This window comes from Paenibacillus artemisiicola (assembly GCF_017652985.1).
Lineage (GTDB): Bacteria > Bacillota > Bacilli > Paenibacillales > Paenibacillaceae > Paenibacillus_Z > Paenibacillus_Z artemisiicola.
In genome coordinates this window covers 1-26,053 of record NZ_JAGGDJ010000045.1, presented here as the reverse complement: position 1 = coordinate 26,053, position 26,053 = coordinate 1, and the positions used below count along the sequence as shown (strand labels likewise).

Annotated in this window: 18 protein-coding genes; 1 reads left to right on the top strand and 17 read right to left on the bottom strand. The window is 61.0% G+C overall.

Translation table 11 applies throughout. The annotated features are described in order from the left end of the window. Positions 1-324: 324 nt before the first annotated feature. The 7 genes from I8J29_RS34525 to I8J29_RS27895 all read right to left on the bottom strand — a co-directional run bounded on the left by I8J29_RS34525 (position 325) and on the right by I8J29_RS27895 (position 12,239). The gene (locus tag I8J29_RS34525) at positions 325-4,482 is read right to left on the bottom strand and encodes an S-layer homology domain-containing protein (RefSeq protein ID WP_208850636.1); all 4,158 of its coding nucleotides are present in this window, start codon (positions 4,480-4,482) and stop codon (positions 325-327) included. 176 nt (positions 4,483-4,658) lie between these two features. Further along, entirely contained in the window at positions 4,659-5,792 is a 1,134-nt protein-coding gene (locus tag I8J29_RS27920; RefSeq protein WP_208850635.1) for a glycosyltransferase family 4 protein, read from the bottom strand. 230 nt (positions 5,793-6,022) lie between these two features. Beyond that, on the bottom strand, positions 6,023-7,177 hold the full coding sequence (gene csaB, locus I8J29_RS27915) for a polysaccharide pyruvyl transferase CsaB (RefSeq protein WP_208850634.1): 1,155 nt from the start codon (positions 7,175-7,177) through the stop codon (positions 6,023-6,025). Beyond that, positions 7,126-9,237, bottom strand: a complete 2,112-nt coding sequence (locus tag I8J29_RS27910) for a DUF5693 family protein (RefSeq protein ID WP_208850633.1) — start codon at positions 9,235-9,237, stop codon at positions 7,126-7,128. The genes csaB and I8J29_RS27910 overlap by 52 nt, the downstream gene beginning before the upstream one ends. 58 nt (positions 9,238-9,295) lie before the next feature. Further along, complete coding sequence (locus I8J29_RS27905) at positions 9,296-11,008, bottom strand: phospho-sugar mutase (protein WP_208850648.1); 1,713 nt, start codon at positions 11,006-11,008, stop codon at positions 9,296-9,298. Positions 11,009-11,073: 65 nt separating this feature from the next. After that, the gene (gene fabZ, locus I8J29_RS27900; RefSeq protein WP_090642581.1) at positions 11,074-11,505 is read right to left on the bottom strand and encodes a 3-hydroxyacyl-ACP dehydratase FabZ; all 432 of its coding nucleotides are present in this window, start codon (positions 11,503-11,505) and stop codon (positions 11,074-11,076) included. Positions 11,506-11,657: 152 nt separating this feature from the next. After that, a complete protein-coding gene (locus I8J29_RS27895; protein ID WP_208850632.1) occupies positions 11,658-12,239 on the bottom strand; it encodes a CDP-alcohol phosphatidyltransferase family protein in 582 nt (193 codons plus the stop codon). 427 nt (positions 12,240-12,666) lie between these two features. Between I8J29_RS27895 and I8J29_RS27890 the strand changes: the two genes are divergently transcribed. Continuing rightward, on the top strand, positions 12,667-14,841 hold the full coding sequence (locus I8J29_RS27890) for a bacterial surface protein (RefSeq protein WP_208850631.1): 2,175 nt from the start codon (positions 12,667-12,669) through the stop codon (positions 14,839-14,841). Between the two features lie 251 nt (positions 14,842-15,092). Here the strand turns inward: I8J29_RS27890 and I8J29_RS27885 are convergent, their stop codons facing one another. The 10 genes from I8J29_RS27885 to I8J29_RS27840 all read right to left on the bottom strand — a co-directional run. Next, positions 15,093-15,440, bottom strand: coding sequence for a DNA-directed RNA polymerase subunit beta (locus tag I8J29_RS27885; protein ID WP_208850630.1), 348 nt, complete (start codon positions 15,438-15,440; stop codon positions 15,093-15,095). A 17-nt stretch (positions 15,441-15,457) separates the two neighbouring features. Beyond that, the gene (locus tag I8J29_RS27880) at positions 15,458-16,279 is read right to left on the bottom strand and encodes a flagellar hook-basal body protein (RefSeq protein ID WP_208850629.1); all 822 of its coding nucleotides are present in this window, start codon (positions 16,277-16,279) and stop codon (positions 15,458-15,460) included. Between the two features lie 39 nt (positions 16,280-16,318). Then, positions 16,319-17,185 carry a flagellar hook-basal body protein gene (locus tag I8J29_RS27875; protein ID WP_208850628.1) on the bottom strand — a complete coding sequence of 289 codons (867 nt, stop codon included), beginning with the start codon at positions 17,183-17,185 and terminating at the stop codon, positions 16,319-16,321. A 199-nt stretch (positions 17,186-17,384) separates the two neighbouring features. Beyond that, positions 17,385-18,395, bottom strand: a complete 1,011-nt coding sequence (mreB, locus tag I8J29_RS27870) for a rod shape-determining protein MreB (protein ID WP_208850627.1) — start codon at positions 18,393-18,395, stop codon at positions 17,385-17,387. Positions 18,396-18,499: 104 nt separating this feature from the next. Further along, positions 18,500-18,787 carry a sporulation transcriptional regulator SpoIIID gene (gene spoIIID, locus I8J29_RS27865; RefSeq protein WP_090575384.1) on the bottom strand — a complete coding sequence of 96 codons (288 nt, stop codon included), beginning with the start codon at positions 18,785-18,787 and terminating at the stop codon, positions 18,500-18,502. 191 nt (positions 18,788-18,978) lie between these two features. Continuing rightward, a complete protein-coding gene (locus I8J29_RS27860; protein WP_338113305.1) occupies positions 18,979-19,641 on the bottom strand; it encodes a peptidoglycan DD-metalloendopeptidase family protein in 663 nt (220 codons plus the stop codon). A 186-nt stretch (positions 19,642-19,827) separates the two neighbouring features. After that, a complete protein-coding gene (spoIID, locus tag I8J29_RS27855; protein ID WP_208850625.1) occupies positions 19,828-21,009 on the bottom strand; it encodes a stage II sporulation protein D in 1,182 nt (393 codons plus the stop codon). A 193-nt stretch (positions 21,010-21,202) separates the two neighbouring features. Then, positions 21,203-22,615 carry a UDP-N-acetylglucosamine 1-carboxyvinyltransferase gene (murA, locus tag I8J29_RS27850; protein WP_208850624.1) on the bottom strand — a complete coding sequence of 471 codons (1,413 nt, stop codon included), beginning with the start codon at positions 22,613-22,615 and terminating at the stop codon, positions 21,203-21,205. Positions 22,616-22,847: 232 nt separating this feature from the next. Further along, positions 22,848-23,099: a DUF1146 domain-containing protein gene (locus I8J29_RS27845; protein ID WP_208850623.1), complete on the bottom strand. Its 252-nt coding sequence runs from the start codon at positions 23,097-23,099 to the stop codon at positions 22,848-22,850. Between the two features lie 11 nt (positions 23,100-23,110). Beyond that, a partial coding sequence (locus tag I8J29_RS27840) for a S8 family serine peptidase (RefSeq protein WP_338113304.1) occupies positions 23,111-26,053 on the bottom strand: 2,943 nt, incomplete at its 5' end.

The window sequence follows — 26,053 nt, the reverse complement described above, 5'->3', positions numbered from 1 at the left end:
CAAATCATTCCAAGCTCTATCAGAGGCCAGATAAGCTTTCTTACCGCCGTCTTCATGTAATTAAACGCACAGGTTTCTAAAAAGTTGCGATGTCGAGTGAAAATCTTTTAACTTTTTTTCGGCACCGCTTTTTTAAGAAATTTGTCGACAGATCGCATGAAGCTGGAGGGCTCGTCTACCACGTTACCAATTATAGAACGAATGACCTATAGACGTCGATAGATAACATTTCCCATGTATAGCGAACTCTACTAATCGCTAGAAATCCATGCAGGAACAAGAAGACTGCCCGGGAATCTCCCAAGCAGTCCGATGTCATCCAGTTTAGTTCAGTTTAGGCAGCCGCTTCAGGTCGGCCATCATTTTGCCGATGATGATCGACGCGTCCGAGCGAAGCAAGCTGGAATTCGGCTCGAAGGTATAGCCTTTCTTCAGGTCCTTCGGATCGATCGGCGAGCCTTGGATGTAGCCCTTCTTCGCGATGGCGAGCACCGATGCTTTGGCATAGTAGTTGATGTCCGCATAATCCTTAAACGACTTCTGCAGCGCCGCGTCGATCTTCTTCGGATCGGTCTCCAGCTTGAGATTCAGCGCGCGGGCCAGGAAGACGGCCGCGTCCGCGCGGGACAGATTCGCCGTCGGCTCGAATGCCCGCGGCTGGGTGCCGCGGATGATGCCTTCGCGGGCAGCCGTCTCAATGTAGCTGTAGTCCCATAACGCGTCTTGGTTAATGATCGGCGGCACGTCGTCGAAGTGCGGCTTGCTTAATTCATAGTTGAGCGGAATATCGATCGCCTTGACGACCATCCGCGTAAACTCTCCGCGCGTCGTGTACATGTCCGCGCCGAAATCATCGAAGTTGGCCGCGTTCATGATGCCTTTGGAGAAGATTGCCTCCATATAGTTGCGTGCATACGGGTGGTTCGTCACATCCGAGAACGAATACGTCATCTTCGCGACGACATAGTAGCCGAACTGGTCGAACGGAACGGTAATCGTGTTTTTCTTGGTATCCACGGTTCCGCCCAGGTTGACCCAGAACTTATTCTTCACGTCGTACCGGAACACTGTCACGATCGTCCCCGCGGTATTGCGGATGTTCGGATCGAACGACAGCGATAATGTACCGCGCTTGGACGCAATGAGCTCGCGGTCGTCCGGCCGCTCGTCGTAGGTCGGAATTTTCGTGCCGGCCGGACCCGTCGCGCCTGGATACTGGTATGGATCCACGCCCATCTTCAGCGGATCGTACGTTGGCGTCGTCGTATCGTCGGCCAAGCCGGCGTCAATCCAGTAGACCGGGCTGGACTTCGAGAAGCGCGTCGGGAACGAGACTCTGAAGCGCGTACCGAAGTTTTGCATGATCAAATCGAAGTCCGGCGGCGGGCTGTCGTACTCCCGTCGGTCGACGACGCCGTCTTCGGGATTTGCGATCGCGAAGAGCAGCTTATGTCCCGTGAATACCTGGTTTTTCAAATCTGCCGGAACGTTAAAGTCTTTCCGGATCAGCGCGGCGCCTTTCGGGAACGTCAGCGTCACCGCGCCGTCGAACACTTTATTGGACGTCTTCATGTCATCCAGGAACTGCGCGCCCGGAATGTTCGTCGGCGTGTAGGTGACCTCGAGATAATTGCTGACCTTGTCCGATGCGCTCTCGATGATGAAGTTGATTTTGTTCACGCCGGGCTTCAGGCCGTTGATTGTGGCTTTAAACGCATTCGGATATTCGATGCCGTTCGCCGGATTGTTGTCGGCGTCGTACGCGAATTTCTCGGCAGCCTGTTTATTGATCGTGACTTTGTCGGCGCCTTTGGCGTTGATGATGACATCGACGAAATTCTTGTTCACGATACCTTCAGCCGGCAGGTATGGACGAAGAATTTTGTACGGCAGCACGGTCGGGTCGACTTCCAGACGATATGTCGCTTTCGGACCGGTCTCGCCGCTGTTGTATACGTTAAACAGATAGACGCTGGAACTCCCGTCGGCGTTCAGCTCTTGCTTCTTGAGCAGGAACTGGAACGCTTGCGTAGCGATATCGTAGCGCACGACAAGGTTGCCGTTGATGCTGGCATTGGTCGGATACATGCCGATCGGCGTGTCGCCGTCGACGATCTGGAAAGGATCCGTCAGCTTCCACGTCAGCGGAGTCGTCAGCGTCGCGCCCGTGATTTTGAGAATATAATCGCTCGCTGGTACATGGCCGTTATCCGCAGCAAGCAAGAAGGTCATCTTATCGCGTACTGCTGCCTCTGATTTGCCCAAGTCGATAAAATCGAACGTGCCGAAAATGTTCATGAACGGCTCCGTCGTATTGTAGAGCGCGCCGTTCTTCGTGAAGTTCGGATCGTTCAGGATCGGCTTCGGATCGCTGATCGTATCGGTAAACGTAAACGGGTACACACCCGAATTATTCGCCGGAATGATCGGCAGGTTGGTTGGCACCTTATTTACCTTTACGACTTTCTCGTAGTAACTCTTCGAGCTTTGGAACACGAATTTGATTTCGTTCTCCCCGTTGAACAGAGCGTTTAGGGCGTTGGCGTAGACTTTCGCATCCGCCGTCGCGTCCAATTCAAACTGCGTGATGTCTGTTCCTGTCCCTGCCGGTCTTAACGGAAACGGCACGTTATTGATATAGAAGTACACCGTTCGCGGTTTGTTGTTCCCCGTATTGTAGTTAATTTCCGACGTGTTGTTAATATTCTGCAGCACGCCTTTGAAATCGCCCAGCTTGTTATGAATTAGATCCGTTACGCGGTCCGCGTTCGTCGAGTCGTCCAAAATCGTCATGCCGTCGAAAATCGTATTGTAGCTGACGTACGGGCCGTAGAGCATCGTGAACTTCGCGGTGCCCGTGTTACCCGTTCCGACTTTGACCGTGATGGTTTGCGTTCCTTCGTAAGGCAGCTTATAGAATTCCAAGATGACGCGCGTAAACACCTGCGGTACGCCGTTGACGGTACGCGTCACCGTGGAAATGTCGCGTTGGGCGTATTGGCCGGACGGAAGCGTTCCTCCTGCAGTGGGCAGACTCACTTTCGTCGGCGTCGTCGTATGACCGAAACCGTCCGCAATGCTCGTAATGGTTACGTCATCGGAACCGGCCGGGTTGCCGACCAGTACTTCGATGCCAACCGGCAGTCCGTAAATGTTTTTGCCGTCGAGCGGTACGCCTTCAATGCCTTGGTAGTTCTCCGGCTTGTACCCCGGCAAATAATTGATTTGGCCGATGAACGGCTTGTTCTTGTCGTGCAGCGTGAAATAGAGCGCATCGGTCCCCTGCTCGGTCGGCGTGAGATTCAAATGAGCGTTCTCTTCGTTGCGCGCCGTCAGTTTCAAATTGTACAGCACGTCCAGCGATTTAGCCGTGATCGCGCCCAGGTCGATCTCGTATTGGAAAATGAAAAACTTATCCGTGGCCGACGGCGTGCCTACGATTGTCGCGTTGCTGATCGCAGATGTCAGGTCGGTATAAGAGGCATCCGTCACTTTTTTAAGCGCCGCTTTCAAGGAGGCAAGCGTCTTGGCCGGATCCGGATGGGGCAGCGTCGCCTTCGTCGGCGGCGTCGTCTTTGGATCAATGACTTCTTCGTACACGCTGTTCGGTACGATGACTTTACCCGTGACCTTTAGCGTGTTGCTGGTGGTCACCACAAAGTTCGGGCTGTATTCCAGCGCCGCCGACTGCACGGTCGTGCCGGCGTTCATTTCGTTGAGATTCACGTCGTAGAACGTTACGCTTCCGTTATAGAACGCGATGTCGCGCGTCGTCTCGATGACTTGCGTGCCGTTCTTGACGCGGATCGTCACGAGGTTCTTGCCCTTCTGCAGGGTGATCGGCGCCGCGGCAAACGAGTTCTCGTTGCTGCTGTTGACGGAGTACGTCTTGCTCGCGCCGTTGACGACGATCGTCACCTGCTGCGCGTTCGGGGCTTTACCCGTGATGCTGATATCGGCTGTATCCCGGCCGCGCGACGTATTGGATTGAACCACGGTCGTGCTGCCGTTATCGCCAATCGGGAAGCTGTTGCCGTCCAAATTCGCCGTTAGATCGTACAGCATCGGTCCGTTACGATACTCTACGTAAATGGAGTTGGTTACTTCTCCGCCGCCTTGCGTGCCCTTGAACGTGATTTTGTTCAAGCCGGGGAAGAGCTGAATATTGAAAATCTGCACGTTAAAACCGTTCACCGACACGTTGCTGGTGAGGTTCTCGCGCGTGCTTCCCACTTTATCCGGGTTCGCGGGATCGATGATCTGGTACACGCTGTACGAGATCGAGGTCGGGTCGACGTTGTTGATCGTACCGGTCAAGGTAATCCGTTCGTCCGTCGTGACGCGGGGCGAGCCAATCTGGTCGCTCTCGGTCGGGAACGTGAAATTGCCTGTCGCGGCATGGGCGGTTTCGAGCTTGCTGGCCGGCACCAACTGGATGACCAGCGCCACCAAGACGAACCATATGCCTAATTTCCTAATCACGGTAAGCCTCCTCCACTGATTCCACAATCAGAGTTTGATGTACCGTTGTTATCGGTTTCCAGCATCCGAAACTTTAGTCGCAGACCCGAAAAATCCCGGCCCCCGCTGCGGCCTGCATACGCAAAAAGCCCCTTTCCCCAAAGGGAAAGGAGCTTCTACACTACCGTAATGTTAAGTTATTTTGAACGCGATTGTTCCGTTCGAATCAGCCGGCGCTGCAGGAAGTTGATCAGCGGCCGCCTTGACTTGTCTACGATGCCGATCAGCTCCGCGCCGATCTGGAGGAAGAACACCAAGACCAGGATAACGCCGAACGTGATCCAATTCGCCGCGTCCGATTGGACGATCGTCGATTGCAGAACCGCGCACAGTCCGAAGAACGCCGCGATCGCATAGATGATCAGCACCGTGCGGCGGTGGCTGAAGCCGAGCTCGCGAAGGCAGTGGTGCAAGTGGCCTTTGTCCGGCGCGAAAATCGGTTTCTTGTTGACCCAGCGGCGCACGATCGCGAAGAATGTATCCGAGAGCGGCACGCCGATGATGAGCAGCGGCGTCACGAACGACACCATCGTGACCTGCTTGAAGCCGAGCATTGAAAGCGTCGCAAGGCCGAAGCCCAAGAATAGCGACCCGGTGTCGCCCATGAAGATCTTGGCCGGGTGGAAGTTATACACCAGGAAGCCGATGACGCCGCCGAGCAGCAGCGCGCTCAACAGGATAACCGGCGCGAAGCCCATGACCGCGGCCATGACCAGGATCGTGCCGATCGCGATGCCGGATACGCCGGCCGCAAGACCGTCCAGGCCGTCGATCAGGTTGATCGCGTTGGTGACGCCGACGATCCAGATGATCGTGAGCGGGATGCTGATCCATGATGCGACGGGCTGCATCGCTTCGCCGAACGGAATGTTCAGCAAATCGATTTTGACGCCGAAGCCGAAGACGACGACGCACGCCGCGATGATTTGGCCAAGCAGCTTGACCTTCGCCGACAGCTCGAAGCGGTCGTCCAGCGCCCCGAGTAGGACGATGATGGAGCCGCCCGCAAGCAGCGCGTTGATCAAGTTTCTATCGTAACTGCGGAAGAGTCCTTCCGGAATAAACGGTTGTATGGCGAAGTATGCGCCGATGAATGCGGCATATATGCCCAAGCCGCCCATGCGCGGCATGATTTTCGTATGCACTTTTCGGTGGTTCGGCTTGTCGATCGCCCCGACTTTGAAAGCCAGCTTGATGACGAGCGGGGTGAGCGCCAGCGCAAGACATAATGAAATTATGAATGCGGCGGTGTAGAGAACGACGTGACTCATTTCCATCTCCCTTTCATAGCTATCGCCGGAATGAATTATACGCGGTTTGAAAAAGAAACTCCACTCTCATTTTCAAGCAATTTACACGAAATAAGCGACTCTTTCGCGCGCTTGGGCATGGTTTTGCGACATTTTCTCTCTCATACAACGCTTTCGCTTCGTTTTTCAGGCGCATAACTAGATGTCCGCAGGAACCAAAGACTGGATGAGTGGTGGCGTCTATATCTAGATTAACGAATTTTTGCGGCGATTTGTTTCGCCGGCATGCGCGCTTCTTCCTTCAAGCGGTCGATCGCAGGACCGTGCGACGCCCGCCACTGCGCCGGATCGTCGAGCAGCCTGCCCATCGCGGCCGCGAACGCGTCGGGATCGAGCGACTCCGTCGTGCCGACGGCTTTGAGCCCGAGCCGGTTCAGGAACTGGTCGATCTTCGGGTCGTACGACAGGCCGACGAGCGGCACGCGCTGATTCGCCGCGTAGATGAGCGCATGAAGCCGCATGCCGAACAACGCGTCGCACCGGCTGACTTCGAGCAGCATCTGCTGCGGATCGTCGCCGAGCTCGGCGATTTCGGCCACGCTGGCGCCAAGCTCGCCCAGCTGCGCGATCACCTGCCGTGACGTCTCGGCGTCCGCCGGCGTGTGGAACGGCAGGAACCGCAGCCGCACCGCCCGGCTGCGGGCCAGCGCGCCGAGCGCGGCGGCCGCGCGCGCCAGGTCGGCGCCGTCCTTGCGCCAATGCCGCAAGGACACGCCGACCACCGGCAGCGGCGAATCCGCCGCCGCCGCCGGCGCGCTCGCGTCCGCAAGCGGCTGCGCTGCCGGGAGCGGCAGCGCCATGACCGGATCGGGCACCACGTCGATCCGGTCGCGCGGCACGCCCATCCGCCAGAGCAGCTCGGCGGATTCCGCGTCGCGCACGGACACGTACGCGCTGCGCCGCATGACGCCCCGGATGAGCCGGTCCATCCACCGGCGATTCACGGGGCCGATGCCCTGCGCGTAGATGAACGTCGGCTTGCGCAGCAACTGCGCCAGCTTAATGATGCCCGTATAATACGGGATCGTTGCCGCGCCGGTCGCGTCCTGCAGCAGGCTGCCGCCGCCGCTGATGAGTCCGTCGCTTCCGCGAAGCGCGCGCACGATCTCCCCCAGCTTCATCCGATGGACGGCTTCGACGCCGTACATCGCGGTCGTCCACGCCGGATCGACCGACAGCACGACCGGCTCGATCCGAACGCCCTGCGCCGCGCCTTCTTCCGCCAGCGCGAACAGGATCGATTTCAGCACGGCTTCGTCGCCGCTGTTGCGAAACCCGTAATAGCCGGATATAACTACGCGGCGGATTTGGGGGCCGGTTTGGCCTTGAAGAACCGCGGTACCCATAGCTTCCATGCTCCTTCCAAGACCTGCCACACGCCGATCAGCACCAAGCCGATCAAGGCGCCCAGCACCAGGCCGAGCAAGTCGCGAATGATGGAGATCGCAAGCGGCGTATGAATATGCGCGAACGTATCCACCATCGACAGCTGGCCGATCGATCCTACGATAAATAATACCCACGCCGCGCGGTAGCGAAGCGCAAGGAATAATCCGGCAAAGAAGAGCGGATGCGACAACAGGAATTCCTTCGTTCTCGGACGCACGCCGAACGTCGTCTCCAAGAAGTTGCGGAATGTGAGCTCAATGGATGACGCCGAGCCCTCGTTGCCGGTCCGCGACAAGTAGTACAAGCCCAGCACGCCCACGACCGCGGCGACGGCCACCCAGAGCACCGTGATCTGCATTTTCAGCAGCTTCCGGATATTGCCGATGACGGAGTCGCCCGTATAGAGCAGCAGATATAGCGCCGTCAAGGCGATCGGAGCCAGATGCAGCAGGCTGACGCCGCGGAACTGCTCCAGCACGAGCTTATACGTGATGTTGTTCAGCAGCCCGACCACGAACGGAATGCCGCACAGCGAGATGACCGACGTCGTTGCTAAGATCGCCACGGCCATCAGGAGACGGCGTCCCGCGGTGATGCCCGGGAAAATCCAGCGGAGCTGGCCGTCCGCGCGGGCAGCGGCATTGCCGTCCGTCGCGCCGATCGGCCGGCGGTTGCCGACGGTATGCGTCCGCACGCGGCGAATGGCCCAGACCATCGCCAGCGTCGGCGCGCTGATCGCGGCGCCGAGCGCCAGGCCTTGCTCGAAGATCGACTTGGACAGGACGTACAGCCCCGCGCTGCCGATCAAGCCGATCAGGAACACCGGAATGGCGACGCCCGGCAGAAAGACCTGAATCAGCATCGCGATGAACGCGACGGCTCCGAGCGCGACGAGCGCCTTCAGCGGCTTCAACCAGGACGGCGATTCGTAGTCGAACGGCAGCGCCGGTCCCGTTTCGTACCCGAGCTTGTCCAGCTTCGCGAGGAAGCCGTCCTTGCCCTCCAGCGACTTGTAGATGTTATCCATCGGGTCCGTGATGGACGACTTCGCGGCATTGCTGGCCGGCGCGGCATTAATATAGAACATTCGGATGCTGCGGTCCTTCACGGCTAACTGGAAGCGGTCCGCGATGTCGAGCGGCTTCATGCCCGCGGCGTCCTTGTCCGGCAGCGAATACAGCCGGGCGACGTTATAATGCGTCAGGTACGCGAGCGTGCCCAGACCCTGTTGAGGCTTAGAATTCTCAATGGTCGAGATTCCGATACCGTGCTTGTTGAGCGTCTCGGCGAAATGCGTCAGCGTCTTCTTCTCGGCGTTGTCCGCGAAGCCCTTGACCGCGTTGCCGTCGAACAGGATCCGCGTGACGCCGAGCGCTTCGTAGGACGCCATCAGCTTGTCCACTTCTTCGGCGTTGTACGGAATGCGGTCGGACAAGCGCGGCACGATGCGGAAGCCGGCGTCGTGAAGCATTTGAACGGCTGCCGGGTCCGGCTGCATCGTCTTCAGCATGGCGTCTTCGACCGGCGTTTCGATCGCGAGGCCGTTGTTGCCTTTGAAGCTCCACGGCGCGGTGGCGATGCCCCATTGCTTGAACGTGTCTTCGATCACGGGGCGAAGCGCGTCCTCGTCCGGCTTGGAATTGAACAGCAGGTACGTGTAATTCTCGTCCTGCTTCAGCGGCTTGCCCTGCAGGTCGCTCAGCGTGGCCGAGCTGTACAGGGAGATGCGTCCGCTCCATTTGAGCTCTTGCAGCGTCGTTTCGTAGACGGCCATCGACCCGATGCCGGCCGCCTTCATTTTGACCAGCTCGTCCCGCACGTATTGCTGCGGATGGTTTTTGTAGGCCGCCACTTGAAGCAGGTCCCGGTAGTCGAACACGAGCTCCACTTGCTTGGACGAACGCTCGACCTTCCAGCGCTCCGCGCCTACGGGGATGGCCGCGATGATGCCGATTATGATCAGTACGCTTAAAACGGCGACTGCCTTGCGATTCCATTGGTGCCAGTTCTGACGCACAACTTCCACTCCTTAACATAAATCCGGCGGGGCTTGCGCCCCGCCCGGAAGCTTCTGCTTAAGCCTTGCTGTCGACGCGCGCCATGACGGTTTCCGTCAGCGCCTTGATGGCGTCCTGCGAATGATTCAGCGATTGGCCGCGCACGGCGAAATACACTTTGATCTTCGGCTCCGTGCCCGAAGGACGCAGGCAGAACCACGAGCCGTCCTCCAGCAAATACTTCAGAACGTTCTCGGCCGGCAGCCCGTCGATGCCCGGCAGGTAATCCAGCACTTGCTTCACGCGCACGCCGGCCACCTCGGCAGGCGGGTTGCCGCGCCAGTCGTCCATGATGCCGGCGATCTTCTGCACGCCGTCCACGCCTTTGAGCGTCCGGGATTCCAGACCTTCCAGGTAATAGCCGAACTTCGCGTACAGCTCGAGCAGCACGTCGTACAGCGTCTTGCCTTGGCTCTTATAGTAAGCGGCTGCTTCGCTGATGAGCAGCGAGGCGACGACCGCGTCCTTGTCGCGGGCATACGTGCCGGCGAGGTAGCCGTAGCTTTCCTCGTAGCCGAACAGGAAGGCATGCTCCCCGCTATGCTCGAACTTCGTCATTTGCTCGCCGATGTATTTGAAGCCCGTCAGCGTGTTGATGACGGCCGCCCCGTAGGACTTGGCGATGTCCGCGCCCATCTCGCTCGTCACGATCGTCTTGATAACGGCGCCGTTCGCCGGCAATTGGCCGCGCTCCTTCAACGTGCCGAGCAAGTAATTGACCATGATCGCGCCGGACTGGTTGCCCGAGAGAACGACGAACTCGCCCTCGTTATTGCGGACGACCGCGCCCATCCGGTCGCAGTCCGGATCCGTGCCGATGATGAGGTCCGCGCCGATCTCCTGTCCGAGCTTAATGGCCAGCGTGAACGCTTCGCGCTCTTCCGGATTCGGCGATTTGACCGTGCTGAAATAGCCGTCCGGCTGCTCCTGCTCCTTCACGATGCGCACGTTGGAGAGACCGGCGGCCGCGAGCACGTTGCGAACCGGCATGTTGCCCGCGCCGTGGAGAGGCGTGTAGACGACCGTCAGCGCTTCGCCGAGCCCGTTTTGCAGCAGCTCGCGGTTCAGGCTTTGCGCGGCGACCGTTTGGACGTAGTCCTGGTCTTCGGCGTCGCCCAGCCAGCGAAGCAGTCCCTTCGCTTCGGCTTCCCCGCGGCTGATCCGCTTCACTTGGTCGAATCCCGTCACGGCTTGGATCGCCCCGATGACCTGCTCCGCGTCGGCCGGCACCAGCTGGCAGCCGTCGGAGCCGTACGCCTTATAGCCGTTATACTCCGGCGGGTTATGGCTCGCCGTGATGACGACGCCGCTCGTGGCCTTCAACGCGCGGACGGCGAACGACAGCTGCGGCGTCGGGCGAAGTCCTTGGAACAGGTACGCCGTAACGCCGTTCGCGGCCAATACGAGCGCCGCGTCCAAGGCGAATTCCGGCGAATTGTTGCGCGAATCGTGCGCGATGACGACCGAAGGCGACGACGATTGGGTCAGCGTCCAGTTCGCCAAGCCTTGGGTAGCCTTGCCCACCGTGTACACGTTCAACCGGTTCGTGCCGGCGCCCATCACGCCGCGCAGACCGCCGGTGCCGAACTCCAGCTCGCGGTAGAAGCGGTCCTCGATTTCCTTGTCGTTCCCCCGAAGAGCTGCCAGTTCTTCTTTCGTGGCGGCGTCAATCGAAGGATCAGCAAGCCAAGCCTCGTAGCGTGCAACAGCAGTTTGGTTCATCTCCAGCATCCTCTCCATGGGTTTTGTTTTTGTTTATATCGTCCAATCGCCGAAAGCCGCGGAAAACGCAAGCGTTATTCCGGATCCTTCAGCGCGAACATGATTTCGCCTTCGGCCACGATCTTGTCTCCGACTTTGGCGGTGGCTTGTCCTTTGCCGATCGGCCCCTTGAGACGCGTGATCTCCACTTCCAGGATCAGCGTGTCGCCCGGGGTGACCTGGCCGCGGAAGCGGAAATTGTCGATGCCGGCGAAGAAGCCGATCTTGCCGCGGTTCGCTTCCACTTTCAGGATCGCCACGGTGCCGACCTGCGCCAGCGCCTCCACGATCAGCACGCCCGGCATGACCGGGTACGCGGGAAAATGGCCGGTGAAAAACGGCTCGTTCATCGTGACGTTCTTGAGCCCGACCGCGCGCTTGCCGTCCTCCACCTCGAGGATGCGGTCGACCAGCAGAAACGGCGGCCGATGCGGAATGATTTCCTGGATTTGCCGAATATCGAGCATTCGCGAACTCCCTTTCGTCATGCGTGTTATAAATTGCTTATTATTGTGCCACAATAAGGCCATCCTACACGAACTGCAGTCGTGGGGGTTAAGATAAGGGAGATTGGGCGCGCCGCTTCACGCTTGCGTTCAGTCTCCTTTTTACGTGCGCCTTAAGCCTCTCGCGCGTGATTCTCTCCGTTGTCCTCGGCCGGAACGCCGCCGTGCTCCGCTTTCTTCTCCTCGCGGTTCAGCGCCAAGAACAGGCCGATGTAAATAAAGGACGTGACGAAGGAGAACGCGATGACGCCCCATAGGTACGTCCGCGCCCACGGCAGCTCGAAGAAGATGAAGAAGATGGCCGCGTAATAGAGCGCCGTGGTCAGCTTGCCCATCCAGTTGGCGGGCACCGTCTTTTTCCCCCGAAAGTGAAAATACGCCGATCCCGCGATCATGCCCGCATCCCGAACGAAGATCGCGGCTCCCGCGCTCCATGGAATATGGCCCGTCAGCAGCAGGGACAGGATCACGCTGATCATCATCACTTTGTCCGCCAGCGGATCCAGCATGGAACCGACCGTCGTCACTTGCCCGTACTTGCGCGCCAAGTACCCGTCCAAAATATCGGTGAGCCCGGCCAGCACCACGACCAGGAACGCCCATTTCATATGATTCGTGGCGTCCGAGACGAATACGGCCACGTACACGGGAATGAGCGCGAACCGCAGCAGAGTGAGCAAATTCGGTACATTCATAAACGCTTACGCCTCCTTATGAACTAAGGGCGATCGGTTTGCTCGGGCGGCAGGCGGCACATGCGCGGGCCAAGGTCGTAGACGATCAGGAAAGCCAGCGAATTCCGGTCTCCTGACGCGACAGACATTCTTACCCATTATACCGCTACGCTGGAAAAAATAAAACCTGCCCCCGAGGGCCCTCTCCGGCGCCAAACGCTTCCGCGGCGCCGGCCGCCCCGCCTTTACGTTAACTAAATTTGGCAGAAATCACGCCATGCCTTCAAATTTCCGCCCTCCGAGCCGTTAATTAAAGAGACACCGCGAACCGGTTGTCCGGCTAATCGCCGGCTTTCCGTTCGCCCTTAGCAATCGAAGCCGCGCGATCCGCGAAAAAACGCTTCTATTAATAAGGGAACATTCACGTACTTGGAGGTATCGAATCCGCATGCGCAAGAACGCACCCGCCGCTCCCGTCGCACTCAAGCCTTGGCTTACCGCCCTGCTCGCCGTCGTCCTGATGCTGTCTTCCTTCACAGGCCTCGCTTACGCCGAGGATACCGTCACCGGCATTTCCTTCGATAACCCGCCGTCACCGGCCCGCATCTATATCGACGACGACGCACTGCAGCTCGACGTGCTCGCCTCGATCTCCGGCTCTTCGTCTCTGAAGAACGTCACGACGGACGCCGCCTGGTCCACTTCGAGCTCCGCCGTCGTCAAAGTGACGAGCGGCCTGCTCACCGCGGTCGCCAAGGGGTCCGCCACCGTCACCGCGACGTACAAGGGCTTCAAGGTGTCCTTGCCCGTTACCGTTGATTATTTATATGACAGCGTGACGATCAAGAATGACGGCTCGGCCGTAGATTCCGCGGTTGACGTCAAGCTCGGCGAGAAGCTCGCGTACGACCTCGCCGCCGCGAAGAGCGGTTCGTCCGATCGGGACGTCACGAAAGACGCCATCTGGACCAGCTCCAGCACGAGCATCGCGACCGTCGAGGACGGCGAGATCACGCTGCTCGCGGCCGGCACGACGACGATTACCGCCAAATACAAAGGCCGCACCGATACGGTCAAGCTGACCGTGACGTCGCCGTACAAATCGCTTTCTCTCGCGCCGAACGGCTTGATGGAATTCACGTACGGCGATAACGCGCAATCGCTGACGGCAACGGCGCTGACGACGGCCGGCGCCGCGGACGACGTGACGGAGGAAGCCGCTTGGACGACCAGCAGCGCGTCCGTCGTCACGGTCGACAAGGGCGTCGTCACGCCCGTCGGCAACGGTACCGCCACGATTACTTCGACATACCTCGGCGTAAGCGGCAGCGTGACCGTCGTCGTTCGCCCGGCTTACGAGGCGATGCGCCTCACGCCGAAGGAAGACCAGAACCTGACGCTGAAGGACGAGCCGGTCGCGCTCGCGGCCGTCGTCCTGAACGGCGGCGAAGAGCCGATCACCGTAACGGATATCGCCGATTGGACATCCAGCAACGTCTTCGCCGCCACGGTCGCGAAGGGCGTCGTCACGCCGAAAGGCATCGGTACCACCGTGATCAAGGCGTCCTATAAGGGCGTCACGCAGCAAGTGAACGTCACGGTCTACCCGACGGTCGCGAGCATGTCCGCCGCGAAGGACGCGATCGACGTGTTCCTGGACGACGCCGTCACGCTGCCGAAGATCACGGCGACGACCATCGCCGACGAGACCGTGGACGTCTCGAGTCTCGTGAATTGGACCAGCAGCAATACGGACGTGTTCGATAAAGCCGACGGCAAATGGAAAGCGAAGAAAACCGGCACCGCCACGCTGACCGGCAGCATCCAGGCCAAGACCGTGACGATCAAAGTCACCGTGCACGAGCAGCCGCTGCTGCTGACGGCCGACCAAGCGAATCTATCCGTCGTGCTCGGCAAAGAAGCGAAGCTTCCGACCATGACGATGACTTACGCGAGCGGCGACGAAGAAGACGTCACGTCGCTCGTGACGTGGAAGAGCTCGTCGGCGAACCTGATCGTCAAGGCGCCGAACGTGAAGGGCATCCAAGCGTCCTCGGTCACGCTGACCGCTTCCTACCTCGGCAAGTCGACGACGGTACGCGTCACGATCGAAGAGGAAATCACGAAGCTGCTCGTGGACAACACCGCGCCCGTCTTCAGCCCAGGCCGCACCTATACGATCAAAGTAACAGGCGTTTACAAGAGCGGCAAGACGATCTCGCTCGCGTCGAAAATGAACTGGACGATGGATCCGGAAGAGCTGGCGACGGTCAAGGGCAGCTCCGTCAAGACCTTGAAGGAAGGCACGGGCAAGCTGACCGGCTCCTACCAAGGCAAGACCCTCGTCCTCTCCGTCTCGGTCATCGGAAAACTGAAGAAGCTGACCCCGACGGTTAAAACGCTGACGCTCGCGCCCGGCGCGAACCAAGCGGTGAAAGTGTCCGGCGAGTACGAGGGCGGCCGCGTCGGCGACGTCACCAAGGCCGCCGCGTGGACGACGGGCAACAGTCGGGTCGCTACCGTAGAGGACGGCGTCATCGCCGCGGTCGCGAAAGGCACCACGTACATCCGCGGCACGCTGGAAGGCAAGACGGTCAGCATCCGCGTCACCGTAAAGCCATAACCGCTATGCATGAAAAACGCCTGCGTTGCCGTCGCATCCCGACGATGACGCAGGCATTCCATTTCCCCGGACAGGCAGCCGCTTTCGTACTTCCGGCACCTCGCGCACTCCTTGCGAGAGACGCGACGGCCCGGAACGGCCGTTCGCCTCGTTCGCGATGCGAGGCACCTTCGCCTCTACGTCACGGCCCGGAACGCGAAAAAGCCTGCCATGGCTCCGCCAGGCAGGCTTTCATGCGTACCGTGCGGGGGTTACCCCGCAAAGATCAAATCATACATATGCTTCCATGTCCCGATCTGGAATATCTCCTCGCCCGGGCGCTTGCCGAGCACCGCGTAACCGAGGTACATCCCGCCGATGATGGCCAGGACGCACAGCACCGGCACGATGCTCTTCAGCAGCGTCCAGCGCAGCGCGCGCACCGCCGGATGGCGTTTCTTGCGCGGCTTCGCGTCCCCCTTCGCCGAAGCGGCTTCCCGTTCCGGCCGCTTGGCGCCGCCGCGGGCCTTGTCGCCCGCCGGCGCCGGGCCGATCAGGCCGCCCCGCTCCGCGGGCGCGATGCTTTCCAGACCGGCGGCCGTTTCTTTTTTTGAATCCATAGGCATTCACTCATTTCCTAAGCGCGCAGATTGTTGGCAAGTCCCATCATATTATCGCTTGATGTCAAGGCTCTGGCGCTGAGTTGATAGGCCCGCTGCACGCTGATCAAGTCCGTCATTTCGTCGGCTAGCACGACGTTGGACTGTTCGAGATATCCCTGCTTGACCGCAATCTTCGATTCGGCGGTGGCCGTGACGTCATGCAGGACGTCGCTTGCCTGAACGCCGTCGGCTACCGCGAACAGATTGTCCGCGACCTGCGTCAGCAGTCCCGGTTTGTCCGCCTGAACCAGCTTCAGCCGGCCGAGCTGCACGATCGCGCCGCCCGGGAGCGTGCCGACGACGTTGCCGGAGGCGTCGATTTGGACCCCCTGCACGTCCGCCGGAATTTCAATCGCTTGGTTATCGACGGAGGAGACCGGATAGCCGTCCTTCGTCGTCAATATATTAATGCCGTTGCGGGTAAACGTCGTATCGAACGAGCCGCCGCGCGTGTAGGCCACGTGCCCGGCGTCGTCGACCTGCACCTGGAACAGCGCGTTGCCTTCGATAGCGACGTCGAAAGGCTGATCCGTCTGCTGGAGCGGCCCTTGGGAGAAGTCCGGTTCGATCATCGTGAGACGCGAGCCCCAGCCTTGGTTGAAGCCGAGCGGCGTCAGCCGTCCGGGCTGATCGAACGCTTCGGGCTGCTCCTTCAGCGTCGTCAGCAAATCCTCGAACGTGCCGACCTTTCGTTTGTAACCTACCGTATTCACGTTCGCGATGTTGTCCGCCAGCATGTCGAGCTTCTGCTGCAAGCCGCCCATGGACGCCATCGCGCTGATCATCGAGCCGTTCATCCCCGTAGCCTCCCCTGCCTTGCGTGCCTATACGCCGCGTTAGACGCGTCCGATTTCATTGACCGCTTTGTCCATGCTTTTATCGTAAAACTGGATGACTTTCTGGTTCGCTTCGTATGCGCGGGCCGCCGACATCAGGTCGACCATCGATTGGGCGGCGTCGACGTTGGAGCGCTCCACGTACCCCTGCCGCACTTCGACGCGGTCGCCGGCGTTCACGGGCCGCACGCCCGTCTCGCCGTCCGCCAGCTTGAACTTGCCGTCGCCTTCGCGGACAAGCTTGTTCGGGTCGTCCACGCGCGTGATGAGCAGCTGCCCCGCGCTCGCGCCCGTCAGCGGGTTCACGAGCCGGTTGTCGGGCGTGATCGCCAGATCGTTGATCGTGACGCCGTCCGGCAGCCGGAACGGTTGGCCGTCGGCGCCGAGCACCCGGGAGCCGTCCGGCAGCGTCATGTAGCCCTGCTCGTCCAGCCGGAATTGGCCGTCGCGCGTGTAGCGGGTCTCGCCGTCCTTATTCTGCACCGTGAAGAACGCCTGCGGCTGGAAGACCAGCTGGCCGCCCGCCGTCAGCGCCTTGCCGGATGCGTCGAACGCCACGCCCGGCACTTGAATGTCCGAGACGATCGCGAAATCGCTGAACCGGTTGGTCTGCATCAGATCGCCCTGCAAATTGACCTGCAGGCTCTCCTCGGCGAACACGCCCGTGCTCAGCTTGCCGACCGCTTGGCCGTTGTCGACGTCCTGCGACCCTGTCAAACGAAGGAGCATATCCGGGAAAGAATGGGTAACCGCGTATTTCTGTTTATAGCCCGGCGTATTCATATTGGCGATATTGTTGGTGATGGTATCATGCCTGTTCTGCTGCGAAATCATTCCCGCCGCAGCCGTGTACAGCCCTCTTAGCATGGCGAAACCTCCTGGCGCCTCCTGATCGATCCGACCGGCGCGTATCCTATCGATAATATCGGATAACGCCGCTTCGCGTTGAATAGACGACCGCTATGCCTTAAGACCTATTCTGCGACCGACGCCCCTCGGCGCGCCCCCCTACGGCGCCCTACCCGAACACCGGCTTTCCGCCTATTCGCGTTCGCACGGCTCGATTCTAGCGCTTGGAGATTTCCGCCCGCCGAGGCGCGCGGTCCAGATGGTCAAGCAGCAGGCCTGTCCCTTTCACGACGCAGTGCATCGGATCTTCGGCGATGAGCACCGGCACCTTCAGTTCTTCCGCGAGCAGCGCGTCCAAACCGCCCAGCAGCGCGCCGCCGCCCGTCAGGATGACGCCTCGGTCGATGATGTCCGCCGACAGCTCCGGAGGCGTCCGTTCCAGCACGGATTTGGCCGCCGAGACGATGGAGGATACCGGCTCCCAGAGCGCCTCGCGCACTTCCTCCGAGTAGATCGTCACGGTCAGCGGCAGGCCCGTTACCATGTCGCGCCCGCGGATATCGATCTCGTCCCGGAATCCGTTGTCGTACACGGTGCCGATCTTGATCTTGATGTCCTCGCTTGTCCGTTCTCCGATCAGGAGCTTGTACTTGTTTTTGATGTACTTGGAGATTGCCTCGTCAAACTTGTCCCCCGCGACTTTGATCGACGACGCGGTGACGACGTCGCCCATCGAGAGCACCGCCACGTCCGTCGTGCCGCCGCCGATGTCGACGACCATGTTGCCGCTCGGCTGGTAAATGTCCATGCCGGCGCCGATGGCCGCCGCTTTCAGTTCTTCCTCGAGGAACACGTCCTTGGCGCCGCTGCGCTCCGCGGCCTCCCGGATCGCTTTTTGCTCGACGGACGTGATGTTCGTCGGCGCGCAAATAAGGATGCGAGGGCGGCTGTACCAGGAACGGCCGCCGACGCGATCGATGAAGGCCTTCAGCATGATTTCCGTAATCTCAAAATCGGCGATGACGCCGTCGCGAAGCGGTCGGATGGCAATGATGTTTCCAGGGGTCCGTCCTACCATCCGATGCGCTTCTTCGCCCACGGCAAGCACGCGCTTGGTTTCGCTTTCGATCGCCACGACCGAAGGCTCATCCAGGACGACGCCCTTCCCTCTCACGTGAATGGACACATTTGCGGTTCCCAAGTCAATCCCGATATCCTTGCTAAACATAAGTCTGAAGTCCTCCAGCGCGAATAATAGTCGAGTGCAATCCACATCCCGTATAGTATTCGCTGAAGGGTACGAAAATCCTCTATTTTTGTAGAAAAAATCGCTTACGATTTTGCCGCGGCAAGGACTTCGCGCTTGCGTCCGGAGCTCTTCTTATACTTGATCTTGGTGGCTTCTCCTCCCCTAAGGTGCCGGATCGATTTGTGGTATTCCAGGATGTGCTTCACCTGGTCCGCCAGATCGGGATTGATCTCCGGCAACCGCTCGGTCAAATCCTTGTGCACCGTGCTCTTGGAGACGCCGAATTCTTTTGCGATCGTCCGTACCGTATGCTTCGTCTCGACGATGCAACGGCCGATTTTTATGGTCCGTTCTTTGATGTAATCGTGCACGCTCCCGCCTCCCTACTCGAGATAGTTTGGTACATTATATGAGGGGTACGGGTATATATTCTTTATGTCCAAGCGTGACAAGCCCAAGAATTGCGATTATTTTCAAACAAGTCCCCGGAACGCAAAAAAGAAGGCAGGAAATACCTGCCTTCGGAAGGGTTCGCGGCCGGTTGCCGCCTTGCCGAGATTGCTTATTGCTGCGCGTCCGCGCTCGCGGTTTCGATCAGCGTGGACGGGTTGACCGGCTTGCCGTCCTTGCGCACTTCGAAGTGCAGATGGACGCCGAGGTCCTTCTCCAGCTCGCTGCGGCCCGCTTTGGCGATCGCGTCGCCCTGCTTCACTTCGTCGCCGACTTTGACCTGCACGTCGCTCAGGCTGTTGTAGATCGTGACGAGCCCGTCGGCGTGCTTGATTTGGACCACGTTGCCGTTGACCGGGTTTTTCTCGGAGACGGTAACGACGCCGCTCAGGGCTGCCGTAACGTCGAAGGACTTGTCGTCTTTGCCGAGGTCGACGCCCATGTTCGGAACGAGCGTGTTGTCCGGACCGTCGACCCAAGCGGCCAGGCGGTCGTCGTTGCTGGCTTTGGCGTCATAGAACGGCGCCACGACGTCGAGCTGGCTCTTGTCGGCCGGCCATTTCATGACTTCGCTTGCCGATTGCTGAATCGCCTTGTCGGTATCCGCCGGCGGCTGCTCGTCGAGCGTTTGCTCATCCGTTACCCCTTGCGTGGTATCTACGGTCGTGCTGGCCGGTTTATCTGTCTCCCCGGCTCCCCCATAGAGCCACATTAAGGTTACGATGATTGCTGCGGCGGCCAGAAACGCTGATGGTGCTGCCCATTTTTTTGCCATCAGTTTTCTCCACGCAGACGGTTTGACGGCGTTGCCTCCCAGAACGTTTTTGGGAGCTTCTTCATTGAACTTTGATTTGTTATCACTCATTGTTCGATCACCTCACTAGCCATTGTTGCCACAACCTAGCAGTTTATACGTGAGGGATTGACATTTTTTGAGATTGTTAGAACTAGACGGTTCGCGCTAGTCTAGCACGCCGGAAGCCTGCACGATTTTCGTGCCCGTATAGTAGTGCGCCAGGATTTCCCGCGCCGTTGCGCCTTCCTTGGCCATACCGTCCGCGCCCCACTGGCTCATGCCGACGCCGTGGCCGTAGCCTTTCGTCGTGATAGATATCTCATTCCCGTCGATCGTCCACGAGAAATCGGAAGAAGCGAGAGACAGTTTCTCGCGAATCTCTCTACCGGTCAGCGTCGCGCCGCCCGCTCGAACGTCCTTCACCCGGTCGCCGGGCGTCGTGCTCCCGATCCGCATGCTCCGGACCTCGTTCGTCGTCAGGCCCAGCTTCGCGGCCGCGTCCTTCAGCTTCATCGTCACGGTTTGCTCGTACTTCGGCGAGAGCGCCTTGTCCCACGGGCTGGCCACGCAGCGCAGGTACGGCAGGTCGAGATTCCAATAATCCGACGCGTTCTCCGTATAGCCGTTGCTCGTGGAGAAGAACGACGCCTCGATCGGCTGCCCGCCGTATGTAACGATCAGCCCCTTCGTTTGCTCCACCGCTTCGTTCAGCTTGCCCAGGTTCGCGTCCTTCTCGTTCCCGCTCCATCGATTCAGCAGGGCGCTCAGCGAGAGATAGGCCTGATTCATAACGGTATCGTCCACGTCCGCTTCCTTCTCCCGCTCGCCGCTCAGTCCGCTTCGGTCTCCGGTCAGCAGCCTCCGGTAAATGTACGTGCGGGCGGCGATGGCCTGCGCCTTGAGCGCTTCCAGCTCGAAGTCGACCGGCATTTCACTGGCCAGCACTCCGCGCACGTAGAGCTCGATCGGCATATGTTCGATACGCTTGTCCTTCGTGAGGTACACCGATACCCACAGCCGGTCGTACGCGCTCAGCTTCTTCAGCTGCTTGTCCGCCGTTTCGGCGCCGGCGGAGGCCGGCACATCCCCCTGCGGCCCGCTCCCGGCGTTCGAGCCGTCCCGCGGCGCCGGCGCGGCCGTATCGGCCTCTTGATCGGGCCTCGCCGATTCCGACACGGCCAATTGCGCTTCTTTACGCTCAGGCGCAGCCGCGTTCGGCGTCAGCCAGTGGATTCCCGCCTTCACGAGAAGCACGAGCAGCAGCCCCCACAGAAATCCGAACCACCAGCCCCTTGTCCATAATCGACGACGATAAGAGCTTCCCGTCCTCCATCTTGCCCGTTTCATGCGCGGCTCCTTTCGCGGCTTTCGATTCTAGGGTCTTTCCTTCCCGCCTACTACAGTCTATGAATCGAAAAGATAGGATAGTACCGCGAATAGGGCCGCAGCAGGGTCTGTCGGGCGCGAGAAGCGCAAAAAACCCTATTTTCGCTTCTCCCGAAAGAGAAGTGAAAATAGGGTCTCTTGGTATGCGGAGGGTTTAGGCCCATGTCGGCTGCGCCTTGATCCGGGGCAGTTCCTTCTCCCGCTTGGCCGGCTCTTGCGTTCGCGCCGCCACGATCGCCGGTTCCGGCTCTTCGAGCACCGCGGCTACGCCTTCCAGCACCTTGGCGTAGAGCGGTTGGGCCGCTTCCGCGTCTTCGTCGCGGTAAATGTCCGCGCCCAACGCCGCCAGCTTGCCCGTAATGTCGACATACCCGCGATCCACGTGATGGATGCCGTTGATCTCGCTTTCGCCGTCCGCGCAGAGCGCCGCGCAGACGAGCGCCGCTCCGGCGCGCAGATCGGTCGCCGTGACTTTCGCGCCGGTCAGCTGCGTGCCGCCGGTCACGATCGCGGTACGGCCGTCCACCTTAATATGCGCGTTCATCTTCTGGAACTCTTCCACGTGCATGAACCGGTTCTCGAATACCGTCTCCGTCACGATGCTCGTGCCGTCCGAAATCATCAGCAGCGCCATCATCTGGGACTGCATGTCGGTCGGGAAGCCCGGATACGGCAGCGTCTTGACGTCCACGGACTTCAGCCGCTTGGCCGCCGTGACGCGGATGCCGCTGTCGGTCTCGACGACGCCGACGCCCATCTCTTGCAGCTTCGAAATCACGGGCGCCAGATGGTCGCCGATCGCGCCCTCGATGTGCACGTCGCCGCCGGTCATGGCCGCCGCGATCATATAAGTACCCGCTTCCACGCGGTCGGGGATAACGGTATGCGCTACGCCGCTGAGCGTATCGACGCCTTCGATGCGAATGACGCCCGTACCTGCCCCGCGGACGATCGCGCCCATGGCGTTCAGGTAGTTGGCCAGATCCACGATCTCCGGCTCCTTCGCCGCGTTCTCGATCGTGGTGGTGCCTTCCGCGAGCGCGGCCGCCATCATGATGTTCTCCGTGGCGCCGACGCTGGCGACGTCCAGATAGATCTTGGCGCCCTTCAGCTTGCCTTCGGAGCGGGCTTCGATGAAGCCTTGGCCGAGCACGATCTCCGCGCCCATCGCTTCGAAGCCTTTGAGATGCTGGTCGATCGGGCGGGTGCCGATGGCGCATCCGCCGGGAAGGGCGATGCGGGCACGGCCGAGGCGGGCCAGAAGCGGACCCATGACGAGGAACGAAGCGCGCATCTTGCGCACCCATTCGTACGGGGCCTCGAACGATACGAGCCGTTCAGCGGAAATGCGCATGGTCTCATTATCATATGTCAGCTTTCCGCCAAGCGCGGAAAGCACTTGTTGAAGGGTCACGACATCATCGAGATAAGGTACGTCATGAATGACGCTTTCGCCATTCTGGGCGAGTAACGTGGCAGCGAGAATCGGCAGTACGGCGTTTTTTGCGCCGCTTACGCGGACAGTTCCGGATAGTCGCTTGCCGCCGCGGACGATTATTTTGCTCATCTTAGGTTTCCCTCCGCGTGCAGTAGATTCTTTTAATTGAGGAAATATTTGGTACCATGATCCGTACCCAACCTACATCTTACCATCCGCTTACAGGAATCGACAAGCGTTATTTTATGCCTGTCGAAAAGCGGATATTCGACCTATTTTTGGCCCATTTTTATAGCATTCGCAAGCGATTTCGACTTTCGGACCGTTATCTATTCCCCATTGTTTACATGTTTCCGGGTTGTTATTCGACAATGCCCTTGAGCAGACCCGACCAGTTCCAGTAAGCCAGCACGAAAGACGCGAACCCGTGGCCGAGCACGACCGACAGGATGATCTGCAGCAAACGGGCCTGCCCTCCGCGCGGACGCTTCAGGATCGTGTCCCATTTCAGCTCCTGCAGCGCGACCCAGGCCAGCGCGATGCTGAACAGCTCGATGACGATCGACATTAAGGCATGCATGCCTGCCGTTGCGGCGATTTGATCCATGTTCATGACTCCCTATTCTATCCTATATTCCCGGCGTTGAGCGCCCGCAGCAGCACCGCGGCGAATTCGGCCCGGGTCGCGGATCGCTCCGGCTCGAACCGTCCGCCGGCGTAGCCGCCCATCAGCCCGAGCCGTTTGGCGGCGGCGACGGCCGGCGACGACCATCGGTCCGCCGGCACGTCGGCGAAGACCGGACCGCCCGGCCGCGCGGTCCGCACGTTCAGCGCGCGCAGCAGCGCGACGGCCATCTCTTCGCGCGAGATCGGGCGTCCGGGTCCGAACGTTCCGTTCGGATAGCCGCCGATCCAGCCGGCGCGCGACGCGTTCGCGACCGCCGCGTACGCCCAGTGGCCCGCGCCGACGTCGCGGAAAGCCGGCGCGCGCGCGGCGCCCGCGGCAGGCGCGATCGCCCGCGTCAGCATCGACACCGCTTCCGCCCGGCTGACGGGCCGGTCCGGCTCGAACCGGTAATCCCCGCTTCCGCCGACGATGCCCCGCTGCCGGAGCGCCGCGACCGCCGACTCGGCCCAATGGCCGCCGATGTCGCGAAAGCCGGCGACCAGCGTCTCGGCCGTGACCCGGAGCCCGTAATACTGCTTGTCGAACGGGGCGCTCGCGGTCACCTTGATGTAATACAAGCCGGCCGCCAGCACCTTCTCCCGGGACATCGACGCGGCTCCCGGCGACGACTTCAGCGCGTAGAGCGGCTGCTGCCGCTTATCGAACAGCTCCGCCTTCATGACGATGCCCGCCGGAATGCCGCCGATCCGCAGCGTCGTCAGCCGCTCGCCGGCGATCCGGAGCTGATACCAATCCGCGTCGCCCGCTTTGCCGATCACCCCGGAGTAGCCGGAGCCCGGCGAGACGTTGGTCGCCTGGTACGTTTTGTCGTTCGGCTCGTTGGGATCCGCGTGCCGCGTCGCGAACTGCACGTTCAGCGCGTACTGCGCCGGAACGGGGCTGGCCTGGGCCGAGATGGCATTCCGCACGCGAATATAATACGTGCCCGGCGTCACGTTGATCGGCGGGGAGGCTTCGCCTTCCCCTTCGCCGTTCTCGTCTTCCTCGAGCAGCGTGCCGCCCTGCCGTTCGTAGGCGAGCCCCAGGTCCGCCCGCGCCGAGTCCGCCGTCGCCGACAGCTTGAGCGTCCCCCCGGTCTCGAAGCGGATCGCGTACCAATCCTCGTCGTTCGTCTGGTGGAAGTTCCCCTCGACCCGCTGCGACCTAGGCGGCAGCGTATAGGCCTGATACGGCTTGTCGTTCACTTCGTACGCATCCGGCGCGATTTCGAAGGAGGAGGTCAGCAGGTAAGCCAGCCGCTGCTTGCTCGCCCCGTCGAACAGCCGCACCGCGAAATCGTTCCGCCCTTTCTTGACGCGCCATTCCACCGTTTGGTTGCCGAGCTTCGTATCCTGCGTTCCTCCGGGCGAGGCGTCGCCGGCATGCGTCACGCGCAGCGTCGGGGCGCTCTCTCCCGCGGCGGGCAGGCTCTGCACCCGAATCGCGACCGTGCCGTCGTACGGCGCTTCGACGCGGAACCAGTCCGCGTCCTTGCCGCCGCTCAGCTCCGCGGCGATCTGCTTGCCGAGCGGAAACAGCTTCGCGCTCTGGCGGTCGTCGTTCGGTTCGTAGGCGTCCGGCCGCAGCGCCGCCGCGACGGCCTTGTCGATCCGCAGCAGGCCGTAGCCGCTGAGGTTATCAAACCCCGGGCTGCCGATGTCCTTCGCCGACTGGCGAAGCAGGGCGCGCACCTGATACGGTTTGTAACCCGGATGCAGCGCCCAAACGAGCGCCGCCGCCGCGGCCGCCTGCGGCGCGGCCATGGACGTGCCCTGCTCCTGCTTATAGCCGCCGCCGACCGCGGTCGTATAGACGCTCCACGGAGCGGCGACGTCGATCTCCGGACCCGCGTTCGACCGCGTCTCCGGCGCGCCGGCCGCCGTGGCGCCGGCTACCGCCAGCACCGTGGGATAGGCGGCCGGGTACTTCACCTTCGCTTTGGTCCCTAGCGTTCCGCCGTCGTTGCCGCTCGCCGCGACCAGCAGCGCCCCTTTCGATTCCGCGTAAGCCGTCACGTCTTTCAAATACGGCGAATACCGGTAGAGGCCGACCGAGAGCACCAGAATGCGCGCGCCGTGGTCGACGGCGTAGGTAATCGCCTCGCCGAGCCGTTCCTCGTCGCCGTAGCCGTCGGCGTCGAGCGCCTTGACCGGCATGATCCGGGCATGCCAGAGAATGCCGGTTATGCCCGCCTTGTTATTGCCTTCGCCGGCGATGACGCCGGCCACCGCGGTGCCGTGGCCGTTGTCGTCCTCCGGCGGCTTGCCCGGCGACACGAGGTTCGTGCCGGGTACCAAATTGTCTTTCAAATCGGGATGATTCAAGTCTACGCCGGTATCGATGAGCGCGATCGTCAGATCGGTCTGATCGTGCACCTTGGTCCACGCGTCCCGGGCGCCGATTTGCGCCAGGTACTGCTGCTTCGGCAGCTCCGGATCATTCGGGGCCGGCTCGGCCGCGAGCATCCGGACGGCGCCGACCGGCTGCGCGTAGGCGATCTCCGGCCGGCTGCGCAGCCCGAGGAGCCACGCGTCCGCGTCCGCCCCGGCATCCGCGGGGCGGACCACGTCCACCGCCGCCCCCGGCAGCGCCAGGCGGCGCAGCATGCGCGTGCCCGGCAGCGGCTTCGCCTGCGCGGGGTCGCGCCACTTGATGAGCCAGGCCGTCGGCTGCGGCTCATCGCGGCCGCCGCCGGCGGCCTGAACCGGGACGGCAGACCCACCGGGGCCGTCCGTCGCCGCCGCAGGCGGCGGGGCCGCGGGAGCGGCCCCCGAGGCGGGCGAAGCCGCGGCCGCCGGGGCGCCCGCGAGCAGCAGCGCCGCGAGGGCGGGGCGCAGCGCGAGGCGCATGGCGCGCCGGCGCGAAGCCCGGGCCGCTGCGGGGATCCCGCGAGCGGCCTC

Excerpts from the sequence above, each read along its gene's own strand:
- I8J29_RS27920 (WP_208850635.1), bottom strand. The coding sequence starts at position 5,792 with ATGAGTCACGTCGTTCTCTACACCGCCGCATTCATAATTTCATTATGT.
- csaB (WP_208850634.1), bottom strand. The coding sequence starts at position 7,177 with ATGGGTACCGCGGTTCTTCAAGGCCAAACCGGCCCCCAAATCCGCCGC.
- I8J29_RS27905 (WP_208850648.1), bottom strand. The coding sequence starts at position 11,008 with ATGCTGGAGATGAACCAAACTGCTGTTGCACGCTACGAGGCTTGGCTT.
- fabZ (WP_090642581.1), bottom strand. The coding sequence starts at position 11,505 with ATGCTCGATATTCGGCAAATCCAGGAAATCATTCCGCATCGGCCGCCG.
- I8J29_RS27895 (WP_208850632.1), bottom strand. The coding sequence starts at position 12,239 with ATGAATGTACCGAATTTGCTCACTCTGCTGCGGTTCGCGCTCATTCCC.
- I8J29_RS27890 (WP_208850631.1), top strand. The coding sequence starts at position 12,667 with ATGCGCAAGAACGCACCCGCCGCTCCCGTCGCACTCAAGCCTTGGCTT.
- I8J29_RS27885 (WP_208850630.1), bottom strand. The coding sequence starts at position 15,440 with ATGGATTCAAAAAAAGAAACGGCCGCCGGTCTGGAAAGCATCGCGCCC.
- I8J29_RS27880 (WP_208850629.1), bottom strand. The coding sequence starts at position 16,279 with ATGAACGGCTCGATGATCAGCGCGATGGCGTCCATGGGCGGCTTGCAG.
- I8J29_RS27875 (WP_208850628.1), bottom strand. The coding sequence starts at position 17,185 with ATGCTAAGAGGGCTGTACACGGCTGCGGCGGGAATGATTTCGCAGCAG.
- mreB (WP_208850627.1), bottom strand. The coding sequence starts at position 18,395 with ATGTTTAGCAAGGATATCGGGATTGACTTGGGAACCGCAAATGTGTCC.
- I8J29_RS27860 (WP_338113305.1), bottom strand. The coding sequence starts at position 19,641 with ATGGCAAAAAAATGGGCAGCACCATCAGCGTTTCTGGCCGCCGCAGCA.
- spoIID (WP_208850625.1), bottom strand. The coding sequence starts at position 21,009 with ATGAAACGGGCAAGATGGAGGACGGGAAGCTCTTATCGTCGTCGATTA.
- murA (WP_208850624.1), bottom strand. The coding sequence starts at position 22,615 with ATGAGCAAAATAATCGTCCGCGGCGGCAAGCGACTATCCGGAACTGTC.
- I8J29_RS27845 (WP_208850623.1), bottom strand. The coding sequence starts at position 23,099 with ATGAACATGGATCAAATCGCCGCAACGGCAGGCATGCATGCCTTAATG.